Source organism: Arachidicoccus ginsenosidivorans (assembly GCF_007971385.1).
Classification (GTDB): domain Bacteria; phylum Bacteroidota; class Bacteroidia; order Chitinophagales; family Chitinophagaceae; genus Arachidicoccus; species Arachidicoccus ginsenosidivorans.
This window is the reverse complement of record NZ_CP042434.1, coordinates 407,908-433,868: the sequence shown is the minus strand read 5'-3', so window position 1 is coordinate 433,868 and position 25,961 is coordinate 407,908. Positions and strand designations below refer to the sequence as shown.

Here is a 25,961-nt window from a genome sequence, read left to right as displayed (position 1 = left end):
TTCTATCCAAAACGGTATTATTTAGCCTGCCAAAGGTTATTGCTACGGTCCACATCAGGGAGTAATGCTTTAGGATCGAGCTGTACACTTTTTAATTTGGAAGTGGTTTTAACCTTAAAAGTCCAGCTGTCTCCTCTTTGCCAGATCTCAACAGGAAGGCTCATTGTAATGGGCCCTGCTGCGTCCTGGTGGATTTCAACCGTTACCGGCATGGGCAATTGCTGCTTATTTTTTAGCGTGATCAATGCACCCTTGGTAGGGTCATCATCCACATAGGAAACGCCGGTTACGGCCTGATCTAATTGCCAGTTATTATAAAACCACCCGCGCCAGAACCACCCCAGGTCTTCTCCGGCTGCATTTTCAATGCTGCGGAAAAAATCTGTTGGCATCGGATGTTTGTAGGCCCATTTGGCGGTATAATGTCTGAAGGCATAATCGAAGCGATCAGGCCCCAGGATTACCTCTCTTAACAGCACCAGTCCGAAAGCCGTTTTAAAATAGCTCATCGGATGGACATATTTATAATCCTGCCAATCTGCAGGTGTCATAAGTGTGGGCCCGTTTTGCACAGAAGCTATAACCGGCACAATCTCATCTGCCGGATTGCCACCGCCCGGCGCATATTCCCCGTCTCTTTTAGGGGCGAACTCGCCATGATTAAAATCCTGCTGGGCATAGATATCAATAAAGGTATTAAAGCCTTCATCCATAAAAGGTGCCCTTCTTTCGTCAGATCCGACAATCATGGGAAACCAACTGTGACCGATTTCATGAGAAATCAACATAAACAAGGATTTGCCACTCGCTGCGTGGTGATCAAAGGTAATCCCCGGATATTCCATACCACCAATAGGTCCTGCCACATTGGTGGCCTCTGGATAGGGATATTCAAACCAGCGGGTGGAAAAGTCTTCTACTGATGCTTTCAAATACTCAGTGGCCCTGACCCAGCTGCTGTCATTTTGCGCACTGCTAATGGGATAAACGGATTGCGCAAAACTGTTTTTGCCATTGGGTAGATTGATTTTAGCGCCATCCCATATAAATGCACTGGACAGGGCGAAAGCTACATCACGGGTGTTTTTCATCTGAAAGTGCCAGGAAGTTTGCCCAGTCTTCTGCTTGGTGGCTATCCCTTTTTGAATATCCGTTTTACTGCGAATGACGACTGTTTTATCTGAACGTCTTGCTTTTTGCAATTGATCATATAGCTTACTATCCAGTGCGTCTTTGGCATTGATTAGTGCGCCGCCACCCACAGCGAGCATACCAGCTGGCGCTGTAATGGTATAATCCATATCGCCATATTCAAAATAAAATTCACCGCCACCTATAAAAGGAAGCGTATTCCACCCCCTTATGTCATCGTAAACACAAACCCTGGGAAACCAATAGCCAAATTCAAAAATAGTACCCTGTGGGGTGGTCATATAACCAGCCCGGTCCCCGGCCGATGATTTTTGCAATTCAAATGAATAATCCAGTCTTAGCTGCACTTTGGCGCCTGCACCTTTTAACGGCGTGGGTAAGAACAATTGCATACGGGTTCCGTCTACTTGATATTTGGCGTCTTGCCAATGTCCGGATTGCAAAACCTGTACTTTTGCAAACTGGAAACCTAATTTGTCTGTAAGTGTTCTATTGTTGGGGTTGAGTATATTGGCCAGTACATCTGGCTTCTCTGTATTCTGATCAAGTTCCAGCCAGATATAAGGCAGCAGGTCACCGCTATTATTGGTATAATCAATGACTGCAACTCCTTTTAATACATGGCTGCTACTGTCAAAAGAGGCGTTTAGGGTATAATCTGCACGGTTCTGCCAGTAAGCAGGCCCCGGGTCGCCACTGGCACTTCTAAAGGCATTGCCGTTTTGCGTATATAATGTCGGGGCAAACGCAGCGTGTGGATCATAATGCTGAGCCTGCACACTATTGACCGCCAATAAGCCCGCTGCAAATAGATAGCAAAGAGATGCTCCTTTGGATTTGTACTTGCGCATGTTGAAAAATTAAGTACCGAATGTAGGCATTTTTGGCAAAATATGATCGCTGGTTTTGCGCTTTTTTGTGAACGGGCATGGCTAGTCGCCTATAATAGTGGAAAGCGGGTTTTTGAAAGTTCAATATTCAGGCAGACCTAAGGCCGTATTTACATGGAAATCCAGTAATTTTACCGCTGCCAATTGGCAAATTGAATCAAAAAAATTAAAGTAGCTAATATGGGTATTGCAGATATGTTATTTCAGCGCAATCAAAAAAAAGCTGCCGAGAACCTGGCGGCAGGGCAGGCTTTTCTAACGGAAAATGCCCAAAAAGAAGGGGTGGTGACATTAGAGAGTGGATTACAATACCAGGTCCTTGAAATGGGCGCAGGAGAAAAGCCTCAGGATACCGATCAGGTTAGTTGCCATTATCATGGCACCCTCATCGATGGAACTGTTTTTGATAGTTCTGTTGAGCGTGGACAGCCTGCCAGTTTTCCCCTCAACCGGGTGATTAAAGGCTGGACCGAAGGGTTGCAACTCATGCCGGTAGGTAGTAAATTTCGTTTTTTTATACCGCCTCATTTGGCTTATGGAGAGCGTGCGGTCTCTGCTGTAATCGGTGCGAACAGTACCTTGATTTTTGATGTGGAGCTGCTGGGTATAAATTAATGTAACATAAATTAGTTTGAGAATGGCTTTTTTAGAATGGCTTTATAGTGACATAATAACTGTGATCACCTTTGATCATCTTTGATGCTCATCATGTGGATTTATAGTGGAAGCGTCATAACATAATCATTCATGTAATAGCCCTGCCCAATAGGAATATCGACCTCCAGGATGGTCTTAAAACCCATGCGCTGATAAAACCCCAGGGCTTTGTTATAGCGATTGACATTTAGTTTTAATGCTTTGCCACCCATTTGCCGGGCCTTTTCAATCGCAAAGTTCAGTAGTATTTTTCCATAACCTTTGCCTTGATGATCCGGCAATAGGTAAATCTTATGCAATTTACAGTCCGTATCATTGAGCGTCTGGATATCAATAAAGCCCATGGCTGTCTGCTGCTCCCACAATATATAAAAATGGTGACCTTGGTTGAACTGATTGATTAGAGCCGCATCACTATAGATCAGATCGATCATATAATTCAGCTGCTCAGGGCTTAGAATATCACCATAGGTTGCAGGCCAGCTTATCGACACGATATGCTGGATATGTGCTATGTCTTTGCTGGTTGCTGGTTGTATTTTAATAGTTGAATTAGGTAATACCATAAGGGGTTGCTGCGCTTTTGTAAAAGTAAACAGACAACTGATTTAGCTTTCTGGCTACGCATCAGTTGTCCGTCTATCTTTCTATCTATCTTTTTAATCTGGTTTAGGAGCTGTATCCAGGCCAAAATTGTTTAAGGTAAGGCTGCCAGACTTTCTTCCAAGGTTTTGATGCGGGCCAGGGCATCCGCTTCCTTTTTGCGTTCCTTATTTACAATCTCTGGTTTGGCATTTTGGACAAAACGTTCATTGCTGAGCTTTTTGCGAACACTATCTAGAAAATCATGCTGATATTTGAGTTGAGCGCTGAGTTCAGACTTCTGGGCCTCCACATCAATTTGTTGGTTTAATTCCAGATAGTATTTATCCTGTTGCAGCGTAATCACTACAGTGCCAGCTATGGCCTCCCTTGTAAATTGCAATTGGTCGGCATTCACCTGCTTTTGCAAGATGGCTAGTAAGGGGTGATATTTGTGCTGTTGAGCTGTTTCTATAAACAACTTTATGGTCTCCCTGGGCTTTAGATTATTTTTGCCTCTTGCGTCCCGGATCTGGGTAATGATATTTTTTAAAAGATCGCCCTGCGTTAAAAGCGTGGGATCATATTTTTTGGGCGGCGTCAGAGTGCTTATGCATAGCGCCTCCGCTCTGTCACCCAAAGTGGCATAGATCTCTTCAGTAATAAAGGGCATATACGGATGCAGCAGCTGTAACAGCGCCTCAAAAAAGGCAATGGTACGGCCAAGCACTGCGGGGCGAATCGCCTTTCCATAAGCTGGTTTTACCCATTCCAGATACCAGCTGCAGAAGTCATCCCAGATCAAAGAATAGAGGACCTTTAACGCCTCGCTTAGTCGGAACTGACTGAGCATTTGCTCTATTTCGGCTTTTGCCTGCTGTAGCCTGGCTTCAAACCACTCAGCCGCAAAATCAGTTGTCGTTTCATCTATTTCTGTGGCGGTTGCATTTTCCCACATCTTGATCAGCTTCAAGGCATTCCAAAGTTTATTGTTGAAATGACTGCCTTGTTCCAAAGACTTTTCATCAAATAATAAATCATTGCCGGCAGGAGAGGAGATCATGATCCCAAAGCGGACAGCATCTGCACCGTACTGATCAATTAGGCCAATCAAATCAGGGGAGTTGCCCAGAGATTTGGACATCTTCCTGCCTAATTTATCTCTTACCATACCAGTAAAATAGACATCCTTGAAAGGAATTTCTTTTTCATATTCTAAACCGGCCATGATCATACGAGCTACCCAGAAAAAGATAATATCCTGACCCGTGACCAAAACAGATGTCGGGTAATAATAGTTGAATTCAGGGTTTTCAGGCTCCGTAATGCCTTTGAAAACCTCCATAGGCCACAGCCATGAGGAGAACCAGGTATCCAAAACGTCTTCGTCACGCCGGATATCTGAGGCCTGAATGTCCGGAAATTTTGCCCTGAATTGCTCAAGTGCCTCTTCAGCAGTGGCGGCTACCTCAATAGAACCTTCTGGCCCATACCATGCCGGGATTTGCTGACCCCACCATAGTTGGCGGCTGATGCACCAGTCCTTGACGTTTTCCAGCCAGTGGCGGTAAGTGGCCATAAAGCGGTTACCCGGGTGGATATTAATCTTCCCTTCTGTAACAGCTTTTAAGGCGGGTTCGGCCAGTTGTTCCATTTTGACAAACCACTGGGTAGAAATCCTGGGCTCCACTACCGCACCTGACCTTTGAGAATACCCAAGCCGGGTATCATAGACCTCTTCTTTTATCAAAAGGCCATTTTCTGCGAGCTGTTGCACGACTTTTTTACGTGCCACAAAGCGGTCCAGTCCGACAAAGATCTGTGCCGCTTCACTAAGAGTGCCATCGGGGTTTAAAGTGTCAATGACTTCCAGGTTGTGTTTCATCCCTATATTATAGTCATTGATATCATGAGCCGGCGTCACCTTAAGGGCACCAGTACCAAAACTCCTGTCAATATACGTATCAAAAATAACCGGTATTTGTCTGTTGATCAGCGGAACAATGACCTTTTTGCCTTTTAAGTGCTGGTACCTGGGATCGTCCGGATGCACGCAAATCGCCACATCCCCCATAATGGTTTCCGGACGGGAAGTTGCAACTGTGATGTAATCTTCGGGATTATCAACGGCCTGATAGCGGACATAGTAGAGTTTACCCTGCAAGTCCTTGTATTCCACTTCTTCATCACTAAGGGCGGTCTTGGCAGCGGGATCCCAGTTAATCATCCTGGCACCTCTATAAATGAGTCCTTTTTGATACAGATCGATAAAAACTTTAATCACTGCTTCGTAATAATGGTCATCCATCGTAAAAGAAACCCGGTCCCAATCAACACTGCACCCCAATTTCTCAATCTGTTGATAGATAATACCGCCATATTTTTCCTTCCACTGGAAAGCATAGTCTAAAAATTCAGCTCTGGTAAGGGTATGTTTATCGATTCCTTTTTCCTTAAGCATGGCGACCACTTTGGATTCAGTGGCGATGGAAGCATGATCACTTCCTGGAACCCAGCAGGCATTCTTGCCTTGCATCCTGGCATGGCGAACCAAAATGTCCTGGACGGTTTCATTAAGGGTATGACCCATATGTAAGACACCTGTTACATTTGGTGGCGGAATGACCACTGTAAAGGGCGTTTTGTCGTTTGGTGTACTGTTAAAATATCTTCTTTCCTTCCAAAGGGAAGTCCATTTGCTGCTGGCTGCAGCGGCATCAAAAGTTTTGCTTAATTCCATGGTGCAAATATAGTATTTGGCAGGTAATAAGTTTAATTTATGGTAAGGCTTCTATATAGGTTTTAAGCCTTGAAAATCTAGTTATAACCAATTTTTTAGAATTGCTGCGTGTTAATTATCCTGAAGGTCTTAAGGTGACGGTTTATTGTTTCGCAAAAAGTTCGCTACAAAAAAGGTGAGATTTTGTTCAAGTGAATGATTATCATAACATTGTTGTACAAATTGAAAACGCCCGCTGCTAATGCCTCCTTATTACTTTGACAAAAAAAGCGTGCATACCTTATGTAAGTACGCACGCTGCCTGTATATTAAGTTGATTGATTCCAAATAAGACCGCCCTTTACTTGCCGCCGAAAATAGCCTTTAAAGCTGCTGTCGTCTGCTTGGCCGGGTCATGGCGAATGTCCTTTTCAGCAGTCTGCATCTGTGAAAACATAGCGTCTATTGCTTTAGTGGCGACATAATTACTCAGATCCGGGTTTAATTTATTTTTTACCAGCGGCACTTTATTATAGGTTTCAGCAATCTGGTTATAATATTTTGTGGCGTCATTTTGTTCCAGTGATTTTTGGATCACAGGCGTGAAAGCGCTCATTAACTGACTGGTTGTCTTTGTCTTAAAGTAATTTGTAATCGCTCCATCACCACCGGTAATCAAATTTGCCGCATCTGTGATGGACATGGATTTAACTGCGTTAACAAAAATGGGTTTAGCCAGTCCAACTGCGCCTTCGGCTGAATGATTGATTTGTGTAACCGCTTTATTTACAACACTTCCAAGACCCAAGGAGGTTAAGGTGCTGGCCACCTTTTGTGCCTCAGGAGGCAATAAAATTTTATACATCGCATTATTTAAGAACCCCCCTGAAGAACCCAGATTGCCAATACCGGCAACAACTGCATTGGTTAAAAGATCTTTAATAGCGGTGTTCTGGGTGTTGCCTGTTGTCGAAGTCATGCCAGGTAGGGCGGAGGTTATCTGGTTTAAATTGCCGCAGGACATAGCGGTCAGGCCTAGCGCCAAGGATAAAACCATGAGGGGTTTTTTCATGTACGTATTGTTTTTTATTTATTTAAAATGGTTGTGCTTTAATTAGTACAAACATAAAATTCAGGGGCTGTTAAGGAAGCTTGATTTTGCCCTCGAATACCAATTGGGCAGGACCGCAAAGCAGTATATTCTCAAAATGCTCCTCACTGGTCCTGTCAAATTCTACGGCCAGTTTTCCACCCAGGGTTTCAACTTCAATTCGGTTAAAGCCTCGGTCATTATGGGCAGCTACAATGCTGGCAGCCGTAACACCTGTGCCACAACTTAGCGTCTCATTTTCCACACCTCTTTCATAAGTGCGTACAAATATGCTGGTGTCATTGACGGTTTGGACAAAGTTGACATTGATGCCTTCAGCTTTAAAAGGGTCACTGTTGCGAATCTTTCTGCCTTCTTCTACGACATTTAGTTCTTTTACATTATCGGTTAAGACAACATAATGCGGACTGCCTGTATTTAATATAAAGTCTGTGCCGTAGGTTTTGACCTGGCTGACATCTTTCATTTTGAGGTTTACCCAGCCATTTTCTTCAATGGTCGCTTCATGCAGACCATCAATGGCTTTAAAATGGTAAGTAGGTCCCATAATACCAATCTGTTTGGCAAATTTTACGGCACACCTTCCACCATTGCCACACATGCTTTGTGAGCCGTCAGCGTTGTAATAATCCATCTCAAAATCCAGACCCGCTGCTTTTTTTAGGATAATGAGCCCGTCGGTTGCTACGCCAAAACCTTTACTACATAATTTTCTGATCTGTTCCAGGGAGAGTTCTACAGGGTTTGTTACGGCGTCAATCATTACAAAATCATTTCCCGTGCCCTGATACTTATAAAATGTTAATTCCTGCATTCTTCTTATTTATAATGAATGTGCCATTAAAAATCCAAACTAAATTCCACTAAGTACATTAAGTACTTTTTGAATGGCTACAGCGACTGCTTTTTTCCCATCCGGGGAAAAAGTCTGGTTGATGCGGTTCGCAACAACTGTACTGATGCTCAGGCATTGATGCCCCAGTGCGCTGCCCAGCCCGTAAATGGCACTTGTTTCCATCTCAAAATTAGCAATTTTATGTGAACCGTAGGAAAATGAGGTCAATAAATCAATAAAATTAGGATAGTGTAAACCTAATCTGAGCACCCTGCCCTGCGGTCCATAAAATCCAGGGCAGGTAACCGTCATGCCATGATGGAATCCATCAACAAAATGCATTCTTAATGAACTGCCTGCACTATGGATATAGGGTCTTGAAAAGTGCTGATCAATGTTGGTATGTTGAATAAACTGTTGCAATAGTTCGTTTTCCTGTTCAGTATTGTCATGCTGATAATAATTCATCAGATTGTCTATACCCACACCATGGGAGGACACGATCATGGAATCTACCAGGTATTCTTCCTGGAGGGCACCACAGGTGCCAATGCGGACAATATTGAGTGATGTCAGGTTGGGTTTAATGGTTCTGGTATTAAAATCAATATTCACCAGTGCATCCAGCTCATTAAAACGATATCTATATTGTCTGGTCCGATGCCGGTGGATATAACAGAAATTCTTTTATTGCCCAAAAACCTGTGTGGGTTACAAATTCCCTGTGTTGGGTGGTGAATTCGACTTTGTCGAAGTGTTTACTGACCTCGCTTACTCTGTCGGGATCTCCGACAGTGATAATTGTGGGGGCCAGTTCCTCTGGCCTTAGGTTCAGGTGATAGATTGCGCCTCGCTCATTAATAATCAGCTCGCTCTCTGCAATTGGGTTTGCCATAATGCAAAATTAATCGTTATTCATTAGGGAACAGCCAGAAAAATATTCACATTGTGATTTTCGGATATATACTTTCTGCTGAAAAGTATTTATCTGGATTTATCTGCCTGATTCAGGTGGGAAGTTAGTACTTTTGACGGGAATAGAGGAGGAGGAAATATTTTCCACATAGAATTTTGTATTATGAAGGAATTGATTATTTTTGCAGCCCTCTATAGGAGATAAGGTCTTGTGGCCGAGTGGCTAGGCAGAGCTCTGCAAAAGCTCCTACAGCGGTTCGAATCCGCTCGAGACCTCTCTAATATGATCACTGAAGCCCCGTAAATCGGGGCTTTTTGCATATAATGCCCTGAAATTAGCTATTTTGAATAACCGCACTTTGTGACAATATCTCGTAAAGAGTCGTAAAATAATGCTTGATTTTGTATTTTTACCGACTAATGACCGACAAAATAAAGTTGCAATTTTATAAAGTATAATCATGACCCTTAAGGAAGCTGGAGTGCAATTAAAATCTTCTCTGATTAATTATTATGATATTAGAGAAGCAGCGGCCATAGCGGATTTGGTTTTGGAAGACCTGACTGGTCTACGACGGGTGGATAGAATTTTGCAGGATAAACAGCCTTTGACCATGACGCAACTATGGCGTCTAAAATGCGCTATTAAACTACTGCAGCAAAAAATGCCGGTACAATACGTATTGGGGTATGCTTATTTTGGAGGGCTGCGCCTAAAAGTAAATAATCAGGTACTAATTCCCCGCCCGGAAACCGAGGAATTGGTGGAATGGATTGTTACCACTATCATGGAAGAAAGTTCCAAAAGTGGAAGTCCTTACGAAAAACTATTACTGGATTTAGGAACCGGTAGTGGATGTATTCCGCTAGCAGTAAAGCGTCGCCTGCCTGAGTTATTCGTAAGTGGGTGTGATATCTCTGATGGAGCGCTGGGTGTTGCCCGGCATAATGCAAGACTTTCAGGACTAAACGTGGATTTTTTTAAGCTGGATATACTCGATGCGCAAAGCACAGAAAAGTTGCCGCCACTGGATTATATAGTCAGTAACCCACCTTATATTCATTTTGATGAAAAACTGCAGATGGAAGCGCATGTATTAGATTTTGAACCTCATCTGGCGCTTTTTCCTGACAAGACTTTGCCAGCCACTATTTTCTATCAGAAAATCAGTTATTTAGCTAGTAAAAGACTAAAGCCTGGAGGACATCTGTTCATGGAAATTAATCCACTATTTGTTAATGAGATCCGGGAAATGTTAAAAAGTGCAGGTGCTGTTCATATAGAAATCAGAAAGGATTTACAAGGAAAAGACAGAATGGTTAAGTCTGTGTTTAAATAATAATTTTCTTTTGACAGGATAAAATTCTTTAGTAGTTTGCATGACCTGAATCAAAAAAGGTGGATAAATGAGTGGTAAGAAACTATGGTTGGGGTCAGTACTTTGTTTTGCGCTACTAGCTTCTTGTGTAGAACAAAAAAATCATCAAAGAAATATGGACGATCAATTTGCTGACAAAAAATCGAAACAGATAATGTAGACACGGCCACACTGGGAACTGGGTGTTTTTGGTGTACCGAAGCGATATTTCAAAGGCTAAAAGGCGTGGTAAAGGTAGTGAGTGGTTATAGTGGTGGTGAACAGCCTAATCCGACTTATGAAGAGGTCTGTAATGGCACGACCGGATATGCGGAAGTGTGTCAGGTGCTCTATGATCCTAATGTACTTTCCTTTGACGAGTTGTTGAAGGTCTTTTGGGAAACCCATGATCCTACTACCCTGAATCGCCAGGGAAATGATGTGGGGCCACAATACAGAAGCGTCATTTTCTATCATAACGCGCAGCAAAAAGAAAAGGCAGATAATTATAAAAAAGAATTGAATGCCAGCGGTGCATGGCCTAATCCGGTTGTCACCACAATTGAACCCTACAAGAATTTCTATTCCGCTGAAAATTATCATCAGAATTATTACAATAATAATCCTAGACAGATGTACTGTCAATATGTAATTAAACCCAAGCTGGAGAAGTTCGAGAAGGTATTCAAGGACAAAATGAAATAAATTTTGCCTGTTAATATTGTAGGCATGCAAACCTATTGGATGTCGTACAATTCAACACAAGGATCGATTACACAATAACATAATAAGTCAAGCCGCCTGAACATTTTAATTTTAAATGTCAGGCGGCGCATGATCGCGTTGTCAGATTTATCTGGCAGTGGCATGCCATCTCTTCTAGGGTAGGTTGAATTTCACAATAATATTCCCCAATTAAGATTCTCCTACTGGTATTTGAGCAGCGTTAGAGAAAATTAGAATAATTTATGATTTTTCCCGATTATCTAACTTTTCAATCTCTTTTTTCAACTCATCTAATAGTTGCTGTTCCGTGGGAAGATAAAGTTGATATTTGCTGGCTATTATTGTTCGATTGTTTTCAGGCAAAGTAATTTTGACCATTGCATCATTTTTGTCAGTACACAATAAAATGCCAATAGTTGGGTTTTCGAAGTCCTGTTTTTCATACCTATCGTAATAATTTACATACATCTGTAATTGCCCAATATCCTGATGGGTAAGTTTATTTGTCTTAATTTCGATAATCACGAAAGATTGCAACAGACGATTATAAAACACCAAATCAACAAAATAATCATCACCATCAATATGTATCCTCTTCTGTCGTGCCATAAAAGCAAAGCCATTACCTAATTCAAGAATAAAATCGTGTAAATGTGTTATTATACTGCTCTCTAAATCTCTCTCATAGTAATCAGATTCACGTTTTAGGTCTAAAAACTCAAGGACCATTGGATCTTTAATGATGTCTTTAGGATCAGTAGGCTGTTTTTCATTACGAGCCATGGCTAGGACAGATTGGGCATCATTACTCATTAATAATCGTTCATACAATTGGCTATTTATTTGACGTTCCAATTGTCTTGCTGCCCAATTGTTTTTTACCGCTTCTGCAATGTAGAAATCTCTTTTGTCTTGATTATCAATACGAATAAGCGTTCGATAGTGTGTCCAACTGAATTGTGAACGCAGTGCGTTCACAATTGGGAACGTTCGATAAAATTGTCGAAACCAATTCAATTGTCGATATGAATAAGTTTTACCATACTGTGGTTCTAATTCAGTTGAAAGAGACATAATTAAGAATTCTCCATAACCAGCACGCTCCTGTCCCTCCTGTTCTTCTTCAAAAATCACTTTACCAATTTTCCAATACATGAGTACCCTTTCGAAATCCACACTGCGAATAGCTTTCAGCTGTGCCTCCGAAATAATGGCTTGTACCTGTAATATTAAATCTTTTCTTAATTTCATCATATTTACTTTTATTTCCATATTTTCATCCTCTCCGGTTCATTCTTAGTTGAGTGTTTGAAAATTTAACAATGATATACATTGTTCTACACCACTATGGCAAGAATGTGGTTTTCATATCCTTAAACGCAACTCCAATCCCGTTTTTTATTCAAAACATCAATAGAAATTTTTGAGGAAATCAAAGAGAAAACAAAAATAGTAAAAATTCGCTTGTGTTCGGTAAAAAAAGGTATGAAACAGGAATTCAGCATAAATCAGCTTTGTGGCAATAGGAGTGCCTTAATGTATTGTTTAATCTCTTGCTGCATACAGCATAATATTGATCCATACACTTACTTTGTGGATATCATTACCTTTAAAGGTTCACATAAAATCAATGAAGTCAAAGAACTATTGTCTCACAATTGGAAGCCATTAAATGAAAATGCTACTGTCGCATCCCCAGCAAAGGAAACAGCATAGGTAGGATTGCTGGATCATAGATGCATATACTTGCCTTAGATGGCAATTCGATCAACGCCAGAGGAGAATCAATACCACCATTTTTGATTTTTAATGGAATAAATGCCGCTGAAGCATCTTTTGCAGCATGGTAGCTACGGGAATCATCCTGGGCACTTATGTTTTTTATAGCTGCTAGCCTACTTTTATGGTAATAAAAAAAACTTGCATACTAACTCCTGCACAATAATCCTTGACGGACACATCAACTGGTCTACCTTCAATAATCTTGGTAATTTGTTCTTGGGTAAATTTTGCCATTGTTATTAATTCGAAGCAAAAATATTGCGGGGAATAATGGAAACAATGACGGTCTTGACCGAATGCTCAATCCTATATGTCAGGCGGCTTTTGAATGAATCTGTTTATTTTTTCTTAAGCGGCCTATATTCCCTTCTCAGCGCTATTCTTTTATGGAATTCTTAGAATTTAATGGACTTCTTTGCAACTCAGATAATACTGATATTCAATAGCGATGGGATTAAACAGGTTTGCCTGGGCAGCCGATGCCAGTGATTGCTTTTGCCACTCAGTGCTCGGATGTAACTGCACTTGGGCATCCTCGCTTTTGAGTACCATTGGCATATCAAATCCTTTGACACAATTGCTGTACCGGTAAGACACATATTTATTATCCTTGGAGAATTTAATTTCAAAGGTGGGAATCTGGGTAGTGGTCAGATACTGCTCATAGACCTTATCAAAATTAATCCCGGACTTTTCATTAATATATTGCTCGATCTGTTTGCCTGTTACAGTTTGATGGTAAAAGGTCTTGTTTAACCCTCTAAGAATTTCCCTGAAAAGCGTATCATTATTAATAGCATTTCTGATATTATTGATCATATTGGCGCCTTTATAATACATATCGCCGCTGCCTTCCTGATTAACACCATAGGCTCCCTGGATGGGTCGGTCATTTTCAATGTTTTCCCGGATGCCGTTTACATATTGCTGGCCTGCGGCTTTCCCCCAATAATACGCTGTAAATAGGGATTCACTGTAGTTGGTAAAGCTCTCATGTACCCACATGTCAGCAATATCCTTGCTGGTAATGTTATTGCCAAACCACTCGTGGCCACTTTCATGGACAACAATAAAATCAAATTTTAAGCCCAGCCCTGTATGGGAAAGATCCCTGCCCAGATAACCCATTAGAAAATGGTTGCCATAGGCAATGTCGCTTTGATGCTCCATGCCCAGATGGGGGCCTGTACCAGTTTATACCCGTCCTCATAAAAAGGATAAGGGCCAAACCAATATTCAAAGGCTTTCAGCATTTTAAAGACATCTGGTTCACAGTGCGCACGCATTTTATCAATATCGTAATCCAATGCCCAGAAACTAACAGGTAATTTGCCCTTTTCCCCTTCATAGCTGGAATCAAAAAAAGTGTATTTACCTATATAAGGAATGATATCGTAATTATTGATGGGGTTTTTAACCTGCCAGGTGTAGCCGGTCAGATGACCGGGATACCTGGTTTTGGCAATTAAATGCCCATTGGCGATGGCCAGTAGCGTATCGGGTACAATGGAAGTAAGGCTGGCACCATTATCCGGTTCATCTCCCTGGTAATCTTTACAGGGATACCAAACGGACGCTCCCATACCTTGACAGGCAACTGTCATCCAGGGTCTGCCCAAGGAATCTTTAGCCCAGATAAATCCTCCGTCCCAGGGTGGTTTAACTGCTACAATGGGCGCACCATGGTAATACACGGTCATCGCATTTGTGGTTCCTGGATTCCATTTTGGTACGGGAACCATATGGGCATTGCCATCATCTCTTATGCCGGTAATATGACTGCCATCCAAAAGTACAATACTATCTATTTTTAGTGGTTCCATCAGATCGATCTGCATCGTATCTGGATGAACCGGCTGATCGCCTACTTTGAAACTGATTTTATTTGCTCCTTTAATGGTTCTGGTCAGATAATCAGGTTGGAAAGTGATATCGTAACGAGTGACATCCCACCAACTACGGGCTGGACCGTTACTGCCCCTTAAGGTGTCCTGATGAGTAAAGGCTTTGGCCTGGCCATCCAGTAGCTGGCCATTAGCACAAGTAATGCCCCTGTGGCTACCAATAGCAAAATAAATAGCTTTTTCATGCGGTAAATCTACAATGTTTTGGATATTTGAAGATGCAATTTTGTCTAAAATATTGGCTTTTATCCGGATGTGTGCTTTTGATGATGGCCTGTGGCCATCCCCAAAAGCAACAGCTACAGGTGTTTTATTATAATGAGGCCCGAGGGGTGGCCACGCTGGATCCGGCCATGGCCAAGAGTCAGTCAGTCATGTGGCCAATCCACCAGATCTTTAATACGCTGGTGGTGTTGGATAGCAATTTAAATCTTCAGCCTTCTTTGGCCAGGGGCTGGGACATTAGTCCAGATAACCTAAATTATACCTTCCACCTGCGATCAGATGTGTATTTTCAGGATGATCCTGCTTTTAAGGGTGGAAAGGGGCGTAAAATGACGGCCGCTGATGTGGTTTTTAGCCTCAAAAGGATTATTGACAGCAAAACAGCCAGTACAGGTGCCTGGATCTTTAATGACAGAATCGCACCAGACGGTTTTAAAGCACTCAATGACAGTACCTTTAGCTTAAGATTGATTCGGCCTTTTCACCCGATATTAAATATTCTGACCATGGATTATTGCTCCATTATCCCGGTGGAGGCGATAACAAAGTATGGGAAAGATTTTGGACGACATCCAGTCGGTACCGGGCCCTTTGCCTTTCAGTATTGGGATGAAGGCCAAAACCTGGTTCTATGTAAAAACCCCACTTATTGGGAAAGGGATAGTACAGGCAGGCGTCTCCCTTACCTGGACGCTGTCAGTATCAGCTTTAACAGCAATAAAGCCACGGAGTTTTTAAAATTCAGGCAACAAAAATTAAGTTTTATCAATGATATTGATCCCGCTTTTAAAGATGAGGTCATTAGTAAAAGTGGCCATTTGAGAAAGAAATGGGCGGGTGTCATTAATATGCAGAAGCACCCATACCTGAATGTTGAGTATTTAGGCATTTTAATGGACCCAGATAATCCGCTTGTAAAAAACAGTCCATTAAAGGATAAGCGCATCCGTCAGGCCATTGCTTATGCTATTCCAAAAAAGGAGCTAATGATGTATTTGCGCAATTCTATTGGACTTCCCGCTACTGGTGGCTTTGTGCCGGCAGGTATGCCTTCCGAGAATGCTGAGCGTGTTAAGGGGTTTAGCTTTGACGTGCAGAAGTCTTTATCCTTATTGAACCAAGCTGGCTATCCTGGAGGCAAAGGGTTACCCGTTATTAAACTCTCTACCGCGCCCGAAAATGCGGACATTGCCAGTTTTATTGCCCGTCAGGCGGATAATGTGGGGATTCATATACAAGTGGAAGTCTCCCAGAAAAGCATGATTTTGCAACAGACAGCCAAGTCTGAGGCGGCTTTTTTTATCGGCACCTGGATTGCCGATTATCCGGATCCGGAAAACTATATGGCGGTATTTAACTCAAAGAATCCTGCTCCACCCAATTATACGCGATTTAATAACAAGCAGTTTGACCTTTTATATAATCAGTCACTGCTTGAAAACGATGATAGTGCCAGGTATGGACTTTATCGGAAGATGGATCAGCTGGTAATGGATGAAACGCCGGTCATCCCTATTTACTATGATGAAGTGATTTGGTTGATGCAGCCGGATCTTCGTGGATTTAGGCCCAATGCGCTGAATATGCTTCAATTAAAACGTGCTTATTTTGCAAAAGGCCATTAAAATAGTTATATCGGGGGAAATGTTGATAAATAGCTAAAGCACTGATGGGTAGCGTTGATTTAGCGTAAAGGTGACGTTTTTAGCCGTTCTGGCTGTTTTGTATGAATACGCTCAATTTTCTTGCTTGCAAAAAATTGGCACATTTTATTGAGTTTGCTTACGTTGAAATAAATGATAATAATCGATATGTCAATTAAAAATACAATTGCAGCAAGGCAATTAAGGAGAATAATAAAAGGCGGCAATATTGTATTGCCTCCTTTGTCGGGTGTGATTTTTTAAGATGAGTACCAATTGCTTCTTGGGATCGCTGACAGATTATTTGTATATTAAAAATTAAGCGATATGTTGTAGGCCGTCATGCAATAACTTCTTTAAGGTCCGACCAAAGATGTTCTTCTTTGCGATCTTTCTGATTTTTAGAATTAAGCCAGCGTTGGCAAGTTACGCTAAAGGTGGAATCTGTTACTTCTGTTACCAAATAGGTCCCTTTTTTTGAAAACAACAACACTTCGTCTCCAGGATTACAGGTCGGTTCTCCTTGTAGGCGCTGTGGTGGATGGTGTTCTTGCTCTTTTAAGGCCTGTCTGATCTTACGATACATATGGGTCTTTTTAACGATGATCAATAGGTTAGCCGAATTCTCTGCTAATTTTATGCCGTTTCTACTAAATCTTCTTATGGAATTGTTAGGATTGAAAAAAAATTTGTCCATAATTATTCATGAATCTATCTTTGCATATGGAAACAAACAATACCTCTACAAAATCAACCTCCCTTAAGTCAAGATTTTACGGAACCGGGCTCACATTTGATGATGTGCTGTTACAACCAGGTTACAGCGATGTGTTGCCTAGTCAGGTTAATATCCAGACGAAACTGACAAAAAGTATACAACTCAATATCCCTATGCTCTCTGCAGCGATGGATACCGTTACGGAAGCTTCTCTAGCAATTGCCCTGGCCAGAGAAGGCGGACTCGGGATCCTGCATAAAAACATGTCTATTGAGAAACAGGCAGAGCAGGTAAGAAAAGTAAAAAGAAGTGAGAGTGGCCTGATCTTCGATCCAATTACGCTTCTGGCGGATGCTACTATTGGTGACGCTTTAAGGCTCATGCGTGAAAACAAAATAGGCGGTATCCCTATTGTGGATGAAGGGGGTAAACTGGTGGGCATCTTAACCAACCGTGATTTACGCTTTGAAACCAATATGCGTCAGAAAGTGACCGAGGTGATGACCAAAGAGAACCTTGTTACGGCACCTGAAGGAACCGATCTTAAAAAGGCAGAAAAAATCTTCCGTCAGCATATGATTGAAAAACTGCCGGTCGTTAATAAATCTGGTAAATTAACTGGACTGATTACTTACAGGGATATCCTGCAATTAAAGAATTTTCCCAATGCCGTTAAAGATAGTTTTGGCCGATTACTCGTAGGGGGTGCCTTGGGGATTACCAAAGATTTACATGAACGCGCCGATGCTTTGCAGCAGGTAGGTGTAGATATCGTGGCCTTAGATAGCTCACATGGACATAGTGCCGGTGTGATCAATGCACTGAAAGGACTTAAAAAGAATTTTAAAAATTTGCAGGTCATTGCTGGTAATATTGCGACCTATGCAGGTGCGAAGGATCTGGCGGACGCCGGTGCGGACGCTGTTAAGGTAGGTATCGGACCAGGCTCTATTTGTACGACACGTATTGTGGCTGGTGCCGGTGTGCCACAGTTGAGCGCCATTATGGATGCAGCAGCAGCGCTTAAACGCAGAGGAATCCCAGTGATTGCCGATGGTGGTATTCGTTATACGGGCGATATGGTGAAAGCACTCTCAGCCGGGGCCCAGTGTGTGATGATGGGTAGTGTATTTGCCGGTGTAGAAGAAAGTCCCGGAGAAACAATTATCTATGAAGGCCGTAAGTTTAAACAATACCGCGGTATGGGAAGCATTGGGGCTATGCAGCAAGGCAGCGCCGACCGTTATTTTCAGGAAGGGGGTGCTGACGCCAAGAAATTGGTACCCGAAGGTATTGAAGGCCGCGTAGCTTTTAAAGGGAATCTCAATGAAATCGTTGCGCAGTATGTGGGTGGCTTAAGAGCAGGTATGGGACTGACAGGTTCCAAAGATCTGGCTGCTTTGCAAAAAGCTACTTTTGTACAGATTACCAATGCAGGTATGAGTGAAAGCCATGCGCATGATGTATATATCACGAAAGAAGCGCCTAATTATAGCAGAAGATAAGGGCTGATAAATATAGGCCTTACTCGAAAAATAAAGTAAGACAGCAGGTATTTCAATTGGTAAATTATTTTACCAATTGGAATACCTGCTGTCTTTTTTTTATATCTTCATCTGAATGAAGCGCTGTATCAAAAACGTACAATTGATGTCCGAAAATGATACAAATAATTATTTATAAATATATGTAAAATAATTTAAAATAAGGTAATTATCACTTGGCATGTTTTACGTTGCAGATTTATTGTGAATAGTCCTCTTTAGCGGCACTTTGGGGACGATGCATAAATTTTGAAAACCAAAATTTGAGAAAATATGTTCAAAAAGAATCTGCGTATTGCATTTAGAAATTTTAATAAAAATAAGGCGTCGGCTATCATAAATATTATCGGTCTTGCTGTAGGAATTAGTGCCTCGTTAATCATCTTTCTGATTGTTCGTTATGATTTTAGTTTTGATCATTGGCAGCCAGAAAATAAGCAGATTTACAGGGTGTATACTCAAATAGGCATTGAAGGAGTGAATAACGGTATTAACCTTTTGGCGCCTCAGGCTATCAGACAAAAAGTGACGGGCGTCAGTCAGGTAGCGCATATCTGTGATGCAGGTATTTTCAATTATGCCAAGATTAAGGATGGAGGCAGTGAAGCGGTCGTTTCTAAATGGGATGATCTGGTATTGTGGATCAGGACCTTTAAAGCGGCAAGAGCCAATCCAGTTGAAAGTTTGAAAAATGAATAAAGAACCATAAGTTAGTGTATAATAATTAGTTAGTCTGCCCATATTATTGCATTGACTCAATTTTAAATATTATGTTTTTTAGTTATTTAAAAATTGCCCTACGGTCACTTAGAAAAAATAAATTTTCCAGTATCCTCAATGTACTTGGATTGTCAGTAGGTATAAGTGCTGCCTTGGTTATTTTTATCATTGTCAGATACGATTATAGTTTTGATAAATGGGAGCCTGATAGTAGTCAGATTTATAGGGTGTATACTAAATATGGAAAATATTTTTTTCGCGGAATAAATTTACAGGCACCCAATGCCATTAAGCAAAACGTAATTGGGGTAAAGGCTGTTGCGCATTTTATAGAAGGCAGGTCTTTGCATTATGCCCAAGTGGAAGGTAGTGCTGCATATTTGCGTCACTGGGGAAACCTGGGCTTTGCAGATCCAGGTTATTTTAATCTTTTTCCACATAAATGGTTGGTGGGTAGTCCTGAAGTACTTACGGACCTTAATTCAATGGTGCTGGCTGAATCGGAGGTTGGCCGTTTATTTCCAGGCGCGACTTACCAGGATGTAATTGGTCGGGTTATTCAATTTGACGACAGCGTTCGACTAACTGTAAAAGGGATAGTTGCAGATATAAAAGAGAAATCGGATTTTGATTTCAAGAACTTTGTTTCTTTAAATACTTTCACACAAACCAACCTATTTAAAAATGAATCAGAGGATAATTGGAATGCCGTTAATGACCGTTCACAATGTTTGATAAAAATTGCGCCAAATGTAAATGTGGCATCTGTTGCTGCCCAGATAAAAGCTTTGTATGAAAAACGCAGTGAAGGAGTTGATAGTAGTGACAGATCTGTGGGACTGTTGCAACCTTTATCGCATGTGCACTTTAATACTGAAGTGTATGGGGTTGTAGAGAAATCGGCTTTGGTGAAGCTAAGTATCCTGGCGGTTCTGTTACTAAGTCTGGCCATCATAAACTATATCAATCTGTCCACAGCACAGTCCACGCTTAGAGCAAAAGAAATTGGCATTAGAAAAACTTTTGGCAGTGGTAAAGGAGCTATTATTAGGCAATTCTTGCTTGAGACTTTTGTACTGACAGCGGTGGCTACCTTTTTGGCTATTTTGTTGGTACCATTTATTTTGCGGGTATTTAATGGGGCCATCCCGGATGGTCTGCACATGTCAGTACTTTTTCAACCGCAGGTTGTTTTGGCTTTGTTGTGCTTGATATTACTGGTCAGTCTGTTAGCTGGTTTTTATCCTGCATTTGTGCTAACGCGTTTTGAGCCAGTGGCTGTTTTAAAGGGACGGGTTGTGAACGCTGGCAAGAGTGGGGGTGGTTTATTTAGAAAATCGCTTACAGTGGCTCAATTTGTTATTGCCCAGGTATTTTTCTTATTGATGGTCGTGGTTGGTAGGCAGCTACATTATATGATGCAAAAGGATTTAGGTTTTAGGCAAAAAGGGATTATTACTTTTAAGGTACCAGATGCTGATCAAATACCACAAAATGGAAAGGAGGTTTTTATAAGTGAACTGCAAAAACTGTCAGGAATTCAAGATATAAGCTTGTCCACAAGAACGCCCATTAAAGCCAGCCAGTTTCTCTGGGATTTTAATCTTGCCTCGGGAGGTAATACATCCAGTTTTCAAAAGGTGCATGTAAGCCAGATAGATCAAAATTATTTAGCCCTTTTTGATTTGAAACTACTGGCCGGACGCAATCTCAGGACCAGTCAAAAGCAGACGGTAGGTGAGGCACTTATTAATCTGACATTTTTAAAGAAAATGGGTTTTCAGGATCCAACAACAGTATTAGGTAGTTATTTAGTAGAGGGAAATGGAGATAGTTCCCGTATTGTAGGCGTTTTGGAAGATTTTGCCAGTCAGAATTTGCATAAGGCGATGGCGCCGACAGCCTTGGTGGCAGACAATCAAATAAAAGGTAATACGGTATCCGTATTATTTAATAATAAGGATGCTGAAAGTTGGGCCGCTACAATTACTACAATAGGGAAGGCCTTTAAGAAATTCTATCCTAAGGCAGTTTTTGACTATGAATTCTATGATCAAAGTATACAGCAGCTTTATAATTTTGATTTAAGGGTATCTTTCTTACTTAAATGGGCCACCGGGCTGGCTATCTTTATCAGTTGCCTGGGTTTACTGGGCCTGGTTAGTTTTATGACAGGTCAAAGGACCAAAGAGATTGGCATAAGAAAGGTCTTAGGTGCCTCTATCGTTAATTTAATGTATTTATTGTCAAAAAACTTAATTCGGCTGGTTTTACTAGCCTGCGCGATTGCACTTCCCCTTGCCTGGTATTTTTCCCATAAATGGTTGGAGGATTTTGCTTATAAAATTCGGGTAGGTTGGATCACATTTATACTTTGTGCATTGGGTATGCTGTTAATCGCTTTAGCTGTTCTTTGGCTTAGGACATTTAAAGCTGCTAGTGCAAACCCGGTTTCTAGTTTGCGGGATGAATAATATTGTTTTGTTATCAGAAAAAAGGGCATACACAAAGATTATTGTATTGACCTTTGTGACGCCCCTTTCTGGGAATTCAGATAGTATCCACAACCTACAAGTATACTATGCTGAATTTATCTGAATATATAAAAGAAAAGAAAAATCATTGTTCATTTTTATTCTATTCATCATATTGATTCTACAACCCTTCTTCTATTGTTGAACTGGGATCTTCCGCCCTTTTTGATAGAATTTTTATTACCTCTTTAATATCAAATGGGCGGTATTCTCCCAGGATGCGGTATGCACTATCAATCCCGACATCCATGCTTTTACCCCAGGGTTGGTTTGGATGTCGGTCAATGGAGTCATGTGAGTGGCCATATGCATGATAAACGCCTTTACTCATATGGTGCCAGACACGCATGGCGTAATGACAGAGAATGAACATATTACCATGGTAATTGAGTGCCATTATATCGGACATTGAACTGAATTTATCAGCATACTGCTCTATTTTGGTATCGTGATTACCAATAATATGGTGTACTTCCTGACATACAATCCTACCACGCATTTCCGGGATGCATTTGTGATTTTTAAAAACAAAATCACCTAGATTGATTAAAATATCATCATGGCCAACGTGTTTATTAATATTATTAAGGATATGTTCTGTCATCTCATATTCATCCTTGAAATTTCTAAAACCGGATTTCCAGGTGGATCTCTCAGGACCGCTGATACTTTTATGGAGTAGATGTAAATCCGAAGTAAGCCAGACTTTTCGGGCTCCCGCGGCGGCATCAATTTTTAAATGAAACATTTGATTTTATTTAATCTATTGTTTTTTTTCTTCTATAGCTATTTTATGTTTATCTACCTTATAATTTAATTATCTTCTTCCATGTCTGCTGTATCTGCATCTTGCAAAGACGTTTCATGTAGCTGAAATTTTCGGGATTTGATTTTATAAGCGGTGACCTTAGGATAGGTATCCTGACGCAAAACAAATCCTTCCTCAATCACTAAATGATCCAGCGTGGAGGGTTTATCCAATAACTTGTTATAAAACAAATCCTCCAAGGCGGCTTGCAAGTCCGGGCCTTCATCAGATACGGGAAAGCTAATGTCATGCAGTTTCAAAAAGTGATCCAGCCTGCCAGTGTAAAGCTCTGGTACAATGTCAAGACCCAGTTGCAAAGCCCGCTGTTTTAATTGGTGCCAGGATAAATCAATTTCAATGCCTTCGCCATTGATTTGAGTAATCCGGTAAATAAATAATTTGGGCGCAGGGAATCCATAGCTATAACCTTTTTGGATAACACCGCCAGTATAATCAGTACCAACGATTTCTCCATAAACGGCTTCTCCTTTATAAAGTTTACCTTCCAGATTGTTCCTGGCTACCTGGCTCCATAAGTCATCCATGAAGAATTTATAATTATTGACAGATCTGAAATTCCTGGATTTGATGACTTTTCTGGAACCCACGATGTAACTGTATTCTTGATCCTGCACTTTTAAGCCCAGGGACTTAAGTAACCTTTCTGCCAGACTTAGTTTGCGCTTGGTCTGGGTATGAAACACCCGAATGGAAGTCCCATGTAGTTTGTGGGTAATCGTAACCCAGGACATAGGGGTGAGGTGTCCGGTATTTCTCAGCAGCTGTGCGGTATCGGTATGCTCAGGTGCAAATTTAGGATCCACCAATGTTTCAATGTCAAATTTTGGTTCTCTTTTGCCACCACTGCTAAAGCCTCTTTCGGGGCGAAGGTATTTGCGGCAAATGGCTTTGCCATTAATGTCCGTAAAACTGTCTCCGATCTTAAGTTCAGATGGGTCAATCAGATAACTCAGGCTGGTCACTGGCATAATAAAACCAGTGGAGATGACGCCTCTGAGTTTAAGCGCTTTGACACGACCGGAATCTTCAAAGAATCCCTTTTTGCTGGTATCCAGGTTGTTTTGACCATGACGGAAAAGATTGTTATTGGACAGAAATTGCTGATCCAAAACGGCTCCAGCTGGAAAGAACAAATAAACAGCATTGGGATTGTAGTTTTTCTGTACCAGACAGTTATTGCCCAAATAGGTTACTTGAACCAGATTGTCCAATCCTGGTATAGTAACTTGTGACGGCAAGGCGATTATCTGAGCGGTGTAATTCTCAGATCCTTTGTGAATGGTTAGATTCATATGGGTATGTTTTTAAATATGTACAAATTCGGTGTATAATAATTGTCCTCAAATGGCTTTTTATATGACTCATGCAAAAAAACAAATTTCAATTTTAAAAGAGGGACTATTTTGGACGTGATTTTTATAGTTGTTGTCAAAAATATTAGCAATACTCAAGTTGCTGTTTTATTAGTTGCTTATTTAGGAATCCTTAGGTTCCTTTTTTGTTGAATCAAAAATTCTATTACATTTGTGTCCTGATTAAATAAGGGAGTAAAAAGCTCCTGAATTAATTAATTATTTTAGTTTAAATAATATATAAGCGGAAGTAGCTCAGTTGGTAGAGCTCAAACTTCTGTCCTGGAAAACTTACTCAAAATTAAATACTTGATGTTTCCTTCCTAATTCATCGACAAGCTGAGCAGTAGGTTTGAAACTATCTGCTGAACTCTCATCTCCAAAGGCTGTCAAGGTGGAACTCACCTCCAAATTTTCTAAATTTATTGCGGCGTTTAAATCTCTGTCTTGCCTATAATGACAATAATTACAATTGTATACCCTTTGATCAAGGGTAAGTTCTTTTTTGATTGCGCCACAATTTGAACAAGTTTTGCTGCTTGCAAAAAAGCTGTTTGCTATAATTACCTTGCCACCATACCATGATTTTTTATAGAGTAATTGTCGTTTAAATTCATAGAAGCCACCATCAAGAATGGCGGATGCCAGTTTATGATTTTTACTCATATTCTGAACCCTAAGGTTCTCTATTGTAACAGACTCGAAATTTTTGGCCAGGTAACTGGTGATTTTATGTATATTGTTTATCCTGATATTGGCTACTCTGTTATGCGTTTTTGCCAATTTTAGACAACTTTTTTTATAATTGGCGCTTTGGTTTTCAGCGCCTTTCATAAATTTGCGTGCAACCGCTTTTTGATCTCTTCTTATTTTTAGTTTTGCATTCTTATAAGGTTTTAAGTTTTCAAATGTTTCACCATTACTAAGTACCGCAAGCTGCTTAACTCCCAGATCTACACCAACAGCCTGGTGTTTTTTTTCTGTGTGATTAGTTTGGACTTCAGTTTTAAAGGCCAGATACCAATGGTCTGCTATTTTGCTGATAGTGCAATTTTTGATTTCATCGACTGGCACCGCTTCAGAAAGTTTGACCCGACCAATTTTTGGTAGTTTTATCTTGTTTTTTTCTATAAGAATTTTCCCTTCCAAATAGAAACGATCATTACTGCCTTTCTTTTTAAATTTTGGAAGCCCCTTTAGGCCGACTATCGTTTTTTTGCCATTAACGATTTTAAAACGGTAATTTTTATAACCATACTTTTTTTGATACCGGTGGAAATTTTTAAAACTGACTTCCAGATTTCTCAGGGCTTGTTGGGAAGAGAATTTGGATGCTTTATAGTACCAAGGAAATTTAGATTTCACTTCGGCTACCAGCCATTTATGCATAGTAATAGCCGAAGGTGTTTTTTTCTCTTTGTCATAGCTAGCAATGCAATAGTTTAGTCCAGCATTATAGGCATGCCTTGCAACACCTGCGTGTTGCGCAAATTGGGAGCGTTGCCTATTGTTTGGCTCCAATCGGACTTTATAAGATTTAAAATGCATAGTTGCTCTGACTATTTTTTAGAAGGACAAAAAAACAAATTTCAATTTTAAAAGAGGGACAATTTTGGACGCGATTTTTATAGTTGTTGTCAAAAATATTAGCAATACTCAAGTTGCTGTTTTTTCAGTTGTTTATTTAGGAATCCTTAGGTTTCTTTTATTGTTGAATCAAAAATTCTATTACATTTGTGTCCTGATTTAAAAAAAAGGAGTTAAA

Annotated in this window: 21 protein-coding genes and 1 tRNA gene; 8 read left to right on the top strand and 14 right to left on the bottom strand. The window is 40.8% G+C overall.

Features of this window, described 5'->3' with window-relative positions:
• Positions 1–17: 17 nt before the first annotated feature.
• Positions 18–2,003: a M1 family metallopeptidase gene (locus FSB73_RS01610; RefSeq protein ID WP_158639370.1), complete on the bottom strand. Its 1,986-nt coding sequence runs from the start codon at positions 2,001–2,003 to the stop codon at positions 18–20.
• A 219-nt stretch (positions 2,004–2,222) separates the two neighbouring features.
• Between FSB73_RS01610 and FSB73_RS01605 the strand changes: the two genes are divergently transcribed.
• Positions 2,223–2,657, top strand: a complete 435-nt coding sequence (locus FSB73_RS01605; protein WP_146779851.1) for an FKBP-type peptidyl-prolyl cis-trans isomerase — start codon at positions 2,223–2,225, stop codon at positions 2,655–2,657.
• A gap of 101 nt (positions 2,658–2,758) precedes the next feature.
• Here the strand turns inward: FSB73_RS01605 and FSB73_RS01600 are convergent, their stop codons facing one another.
• The 6 genes from FSB73_RS01600 to FSB73_RS23695 form a co-directional block, all read right to left on the bottom strand.
• On the bottom strand, positions 2,759–3,265 hold the full coding sequence (locus tag FSB73_RS01600; RefSeq protein WP_146779850.1) for a GNAT family N-acetyltransferase: 507 nt from the start codon (positions 3,263–3,265) through the stop codon (positions 2,759–2,761).
• Between the two features lie 131 nt (positions 3,266–3,396).
• Positions 3,397–6,021, bottom strand: coding sequence for a valine--tRNA ligase (locus FSB73_RS01595; RefSeq protein ID WP_146779849.1), 2,625 nt, complete (start codon positions 6,019–6,021; stop codon positions 3,397–3,399).
• 340 nt (positions 6,022–6,361) lie between these two features.
• Positions 6,362–7,072: a DUF4197 domain-containing protein gene (locus FSB73_RS01590; protein ID WP_146779848.1), complete on the bottom strand. Its 711-nt coding sequence runs from the start codon at positions 7,070–7,072 to the stop codon at positions 6,362–6,364.
• A gap of 70 nt (positions 7,073–7,142) precedes the next feature.
• On the bottom strand, positions 7,143–7,925 hold the full coding sequence (gene dapF / locus FSB73_RS01585; RefSeq protein WP_146779847.1) for a diaminopimelate epimerase: 783 nt from the start codon (positions 7,923–7,925) through the stop codon (positions 7,143–7,145).
• Between the two features lie 39 nt (positions 7,926–7,964).
• The gene (locus tag FSB73_RS01580; RefSeq protein ID WP_225974367.1) at positions 7,965–8,561 is read right to left on the bottom strand and encodes a phosphorylase family protein; all 597 of its coding nucleotides are present in this window, start codon (positions 8,559–8,561) and stop codon (positions 7,965–7,967) included.
• Positions 8,562–8,589: 28 nt separating this feature from the next.
• Complete coding sequence (locus FSB73_RS23695) at positions 8,590–8,841, bottom strand: nucleoside phosphorylase-I family protein (RefSeq protein WP_225974366.1); 252 nt, start codon at positions 8,839–8,841, stop codon at positions 8,590–8,592.
• Positions 8,842–9,066: 225 nt separating this feature from the next.
• Between FSB73_RS23695 and FSB73_RS01575 the strand changes: the two genes are divergently transcribed.
• The 3 genes from FSB73_RS01575 (at position 9,067) to msrA (ending at position 10,924) form a co-directional block, all read left to right on the top strand.
• Positions 9,067–9,137 (top strand) — tRNA-Cys (locus FSB73_RS01575).
• 185 nt (positions 9,138–9,322) lie between these two features.
• Positions 9,323–10,201 carry a peptide chain release factor N(5)-glutamine methyltransferase gene (prmC, locus tag FSB73_RS01570; RefSeq protein WP_146779846.1) on the top strand — a complete coding sequence of 293 codons (879 nt, stop codon included), beginning with the start codon at positions 9,323–9,325 and terminating at the stop codon, positions 10,199–10,201.
• Between the two features lie 180 nt (positions 10,202–10,381).
• Positions 10,382–10,924, top strand: coding sequence for a peptide-methionine (S)-S-oxide reductase MsrA (gene msrA / locus FSB73_RS01565; protein WP_146779845.1), 543 nt, complete (start codon positions 10,382–10,384; stop codon positions 10,922–10,924).
• 261 nt (positions 10,925–11,185) lie between these two features.
• On the opposite strand, the gene FSB73_RS01560 is transcribed toward msrA, so the two are convergent.
• The 3 genes from FSB73_RS01560 to FSB73_RS23685 all read right to left on the bottom strand — a co-directional run bounded on the left by FSB73_RS01560 (position 11,186) and on the right by FSB73_RS23685 (position 14,565).
• Positions 11,186–12,217 (bottom strand): PDDEXK nuclease domain-containing protein, encoded by a 1,032-nt coding sequence (locus FSB73_RS01560; RefSeq protein WP_225974365.1) that lies wholly within the window; start codon positions 12,215–12,217, stop codon positions 11,186–11,188.
• A 912-nt stretch (positions 12,218–13,129) separates the two neighbouring features.
• The gene (locus FSB73_RS23690) at positions 13,130–13,897 is read right to left on the bottom strand and encodes a M1 family metallopeptidase (protein WP_225974364.1); all 768 of its coding nucleotides are present in this window, start codon (positions 13,895–13,897) and stop codon (positions 13,130–13,132) included.
• Positions 13,855–14,565 (bottom strand): gluzincin family metallopeptidase, encoded by a 711-nt coding sequence (locus tag FSB73_RS23685; RefSeq protein ID WP_225974363.1) that lies wholly within the window; start codon positions 14,563–14,565, stop codon positions 13,855–13,857. The genes FSB73_RS23690 and FSB73_RS23685 overlap by 43 nt, the downstream gene beginning before the upstream one ends.
• Positions 14,566–14,849: 284 nt before the next feature.
• On the opposite strand from FSB73_RS23685, the gene FSB73_RS01550 reads away from it, so the two are divergent.
• Positions 14,850–16,481: an ABC transporter substrate-binding protein gene (locus tag FSB73_RS01550; RefSeq protein ID WP_146787965.1), complete on the top strand. Its 1,632-nt coding sequence runs from the start codon at positions 14,850–14,852 to the stop codon at positions 16,479–16,481.
• 358 nt (positions 16,482–16,839) lie between these two features.
• Here FSB73_RS01550 and FSB73_RS01545 read toward each other — a convergent pair whose 3' ends face one another.
• Positions 16,840–17,085, bottom strand: a complete 246-nt coding sequence (locus FSB73_RS01545; protein ID WP_146779844.1) for a hypothetical protein — start codon at positions 17,083–17,085, stop codon at positions 16,840–16,842.
• Between the two features lie 137 nt (positions 17,086–17,222).
• Between FSB73_RS01545 and guaB the strand changes: the two genes are divergently transcribed.
• The 3 genes from guaB to FSB73_RS01530 all read left to right on the top strand — a co-directional run bounded on the left by guaB (position 17,223) and on the right by FSB73_RS01530 (position 21,955).
• Positions 17,223–18,722 (top strand): IMP dehydrogenase, encoded by a 1,500-nt coding sequence (gene guaB, locus FSB73_RS01540; protein WP_146779843.1) that lies wholly within the window; start codon positions 17,223–17,225, stop codon positions 18,720–18,722.
• Positions 18,723–19,034: 312 nt separating this feature from the next.
• Complete coding sequence (locus FSB73_RS01535; RefSeq protein WP_146779842.1) at positions 19,035–19,460, top strand: hypothetical protein; 426 nt, start codon at positions 19,035–19,037, stop codon at positions 19,458–19,460.
• Between the two features lie 71 nt (positions 19,461–19,531).
• Positions 19,532–21,955, top strand: a complete 2,424-nt coding sequence (locus FSB73_RS01530; protein WP_146779841.1) for an ABC transporter permease — start codon at positions 19,532–19,534, stop codon at positions 21,953–21,955.
• 181 nt (positions 21,956–22,136) lie between these two features.
• Here FSB73_RS01530 and FSB73_RS01525 read toward each other — a convergent pair whose 3' ends face one another.
• From FSB73_RS01525 to FSB73_RS01515, 3 genes are all read right to left on the bottom strand, one after another.
• The gene (locus FSB73_RS01525; RefSeq protein WP_146779840.1) at positions 22,137–22,763 is read right to left on the bottom strand and encodes a metallophosphoesterase; all 627 of its coding nucleotides are present in this window, start codon (positions 22,761–22,763) and stop codon (positions 22,137–22,139) included.
• A 65-nt stretch (positions 22,764–22,828) separates the two neighbouring features.
• Positions 22,829–24,136 (bottom strand): RNA ligase family protein, encoded by a 1,308-nt coding sequence (locus FSB73_RS01520; RefSeq protein ID WP_146779839.1) that lies wholly within the window; start codon positions 24,134–24,136, stop codon positions 22,829–22,831.
• A 351-nt stretch (positions 24,137–24,487) separates the two neighbouring features.
• Complete coding sequence (locus FSB73_RS01515) at positions 24,488–25,744, bottom strand: RNA-guided endonuclease InsQ/TnpB family protein (RefSeq protein ID WP_262712455.1); 1,257 nt, start codon at positions 25,742–25,744, stop codon at positions 24,488–24,490.
• Positions 25,745–25,961 lie beyond the last annotated feature (217 nt).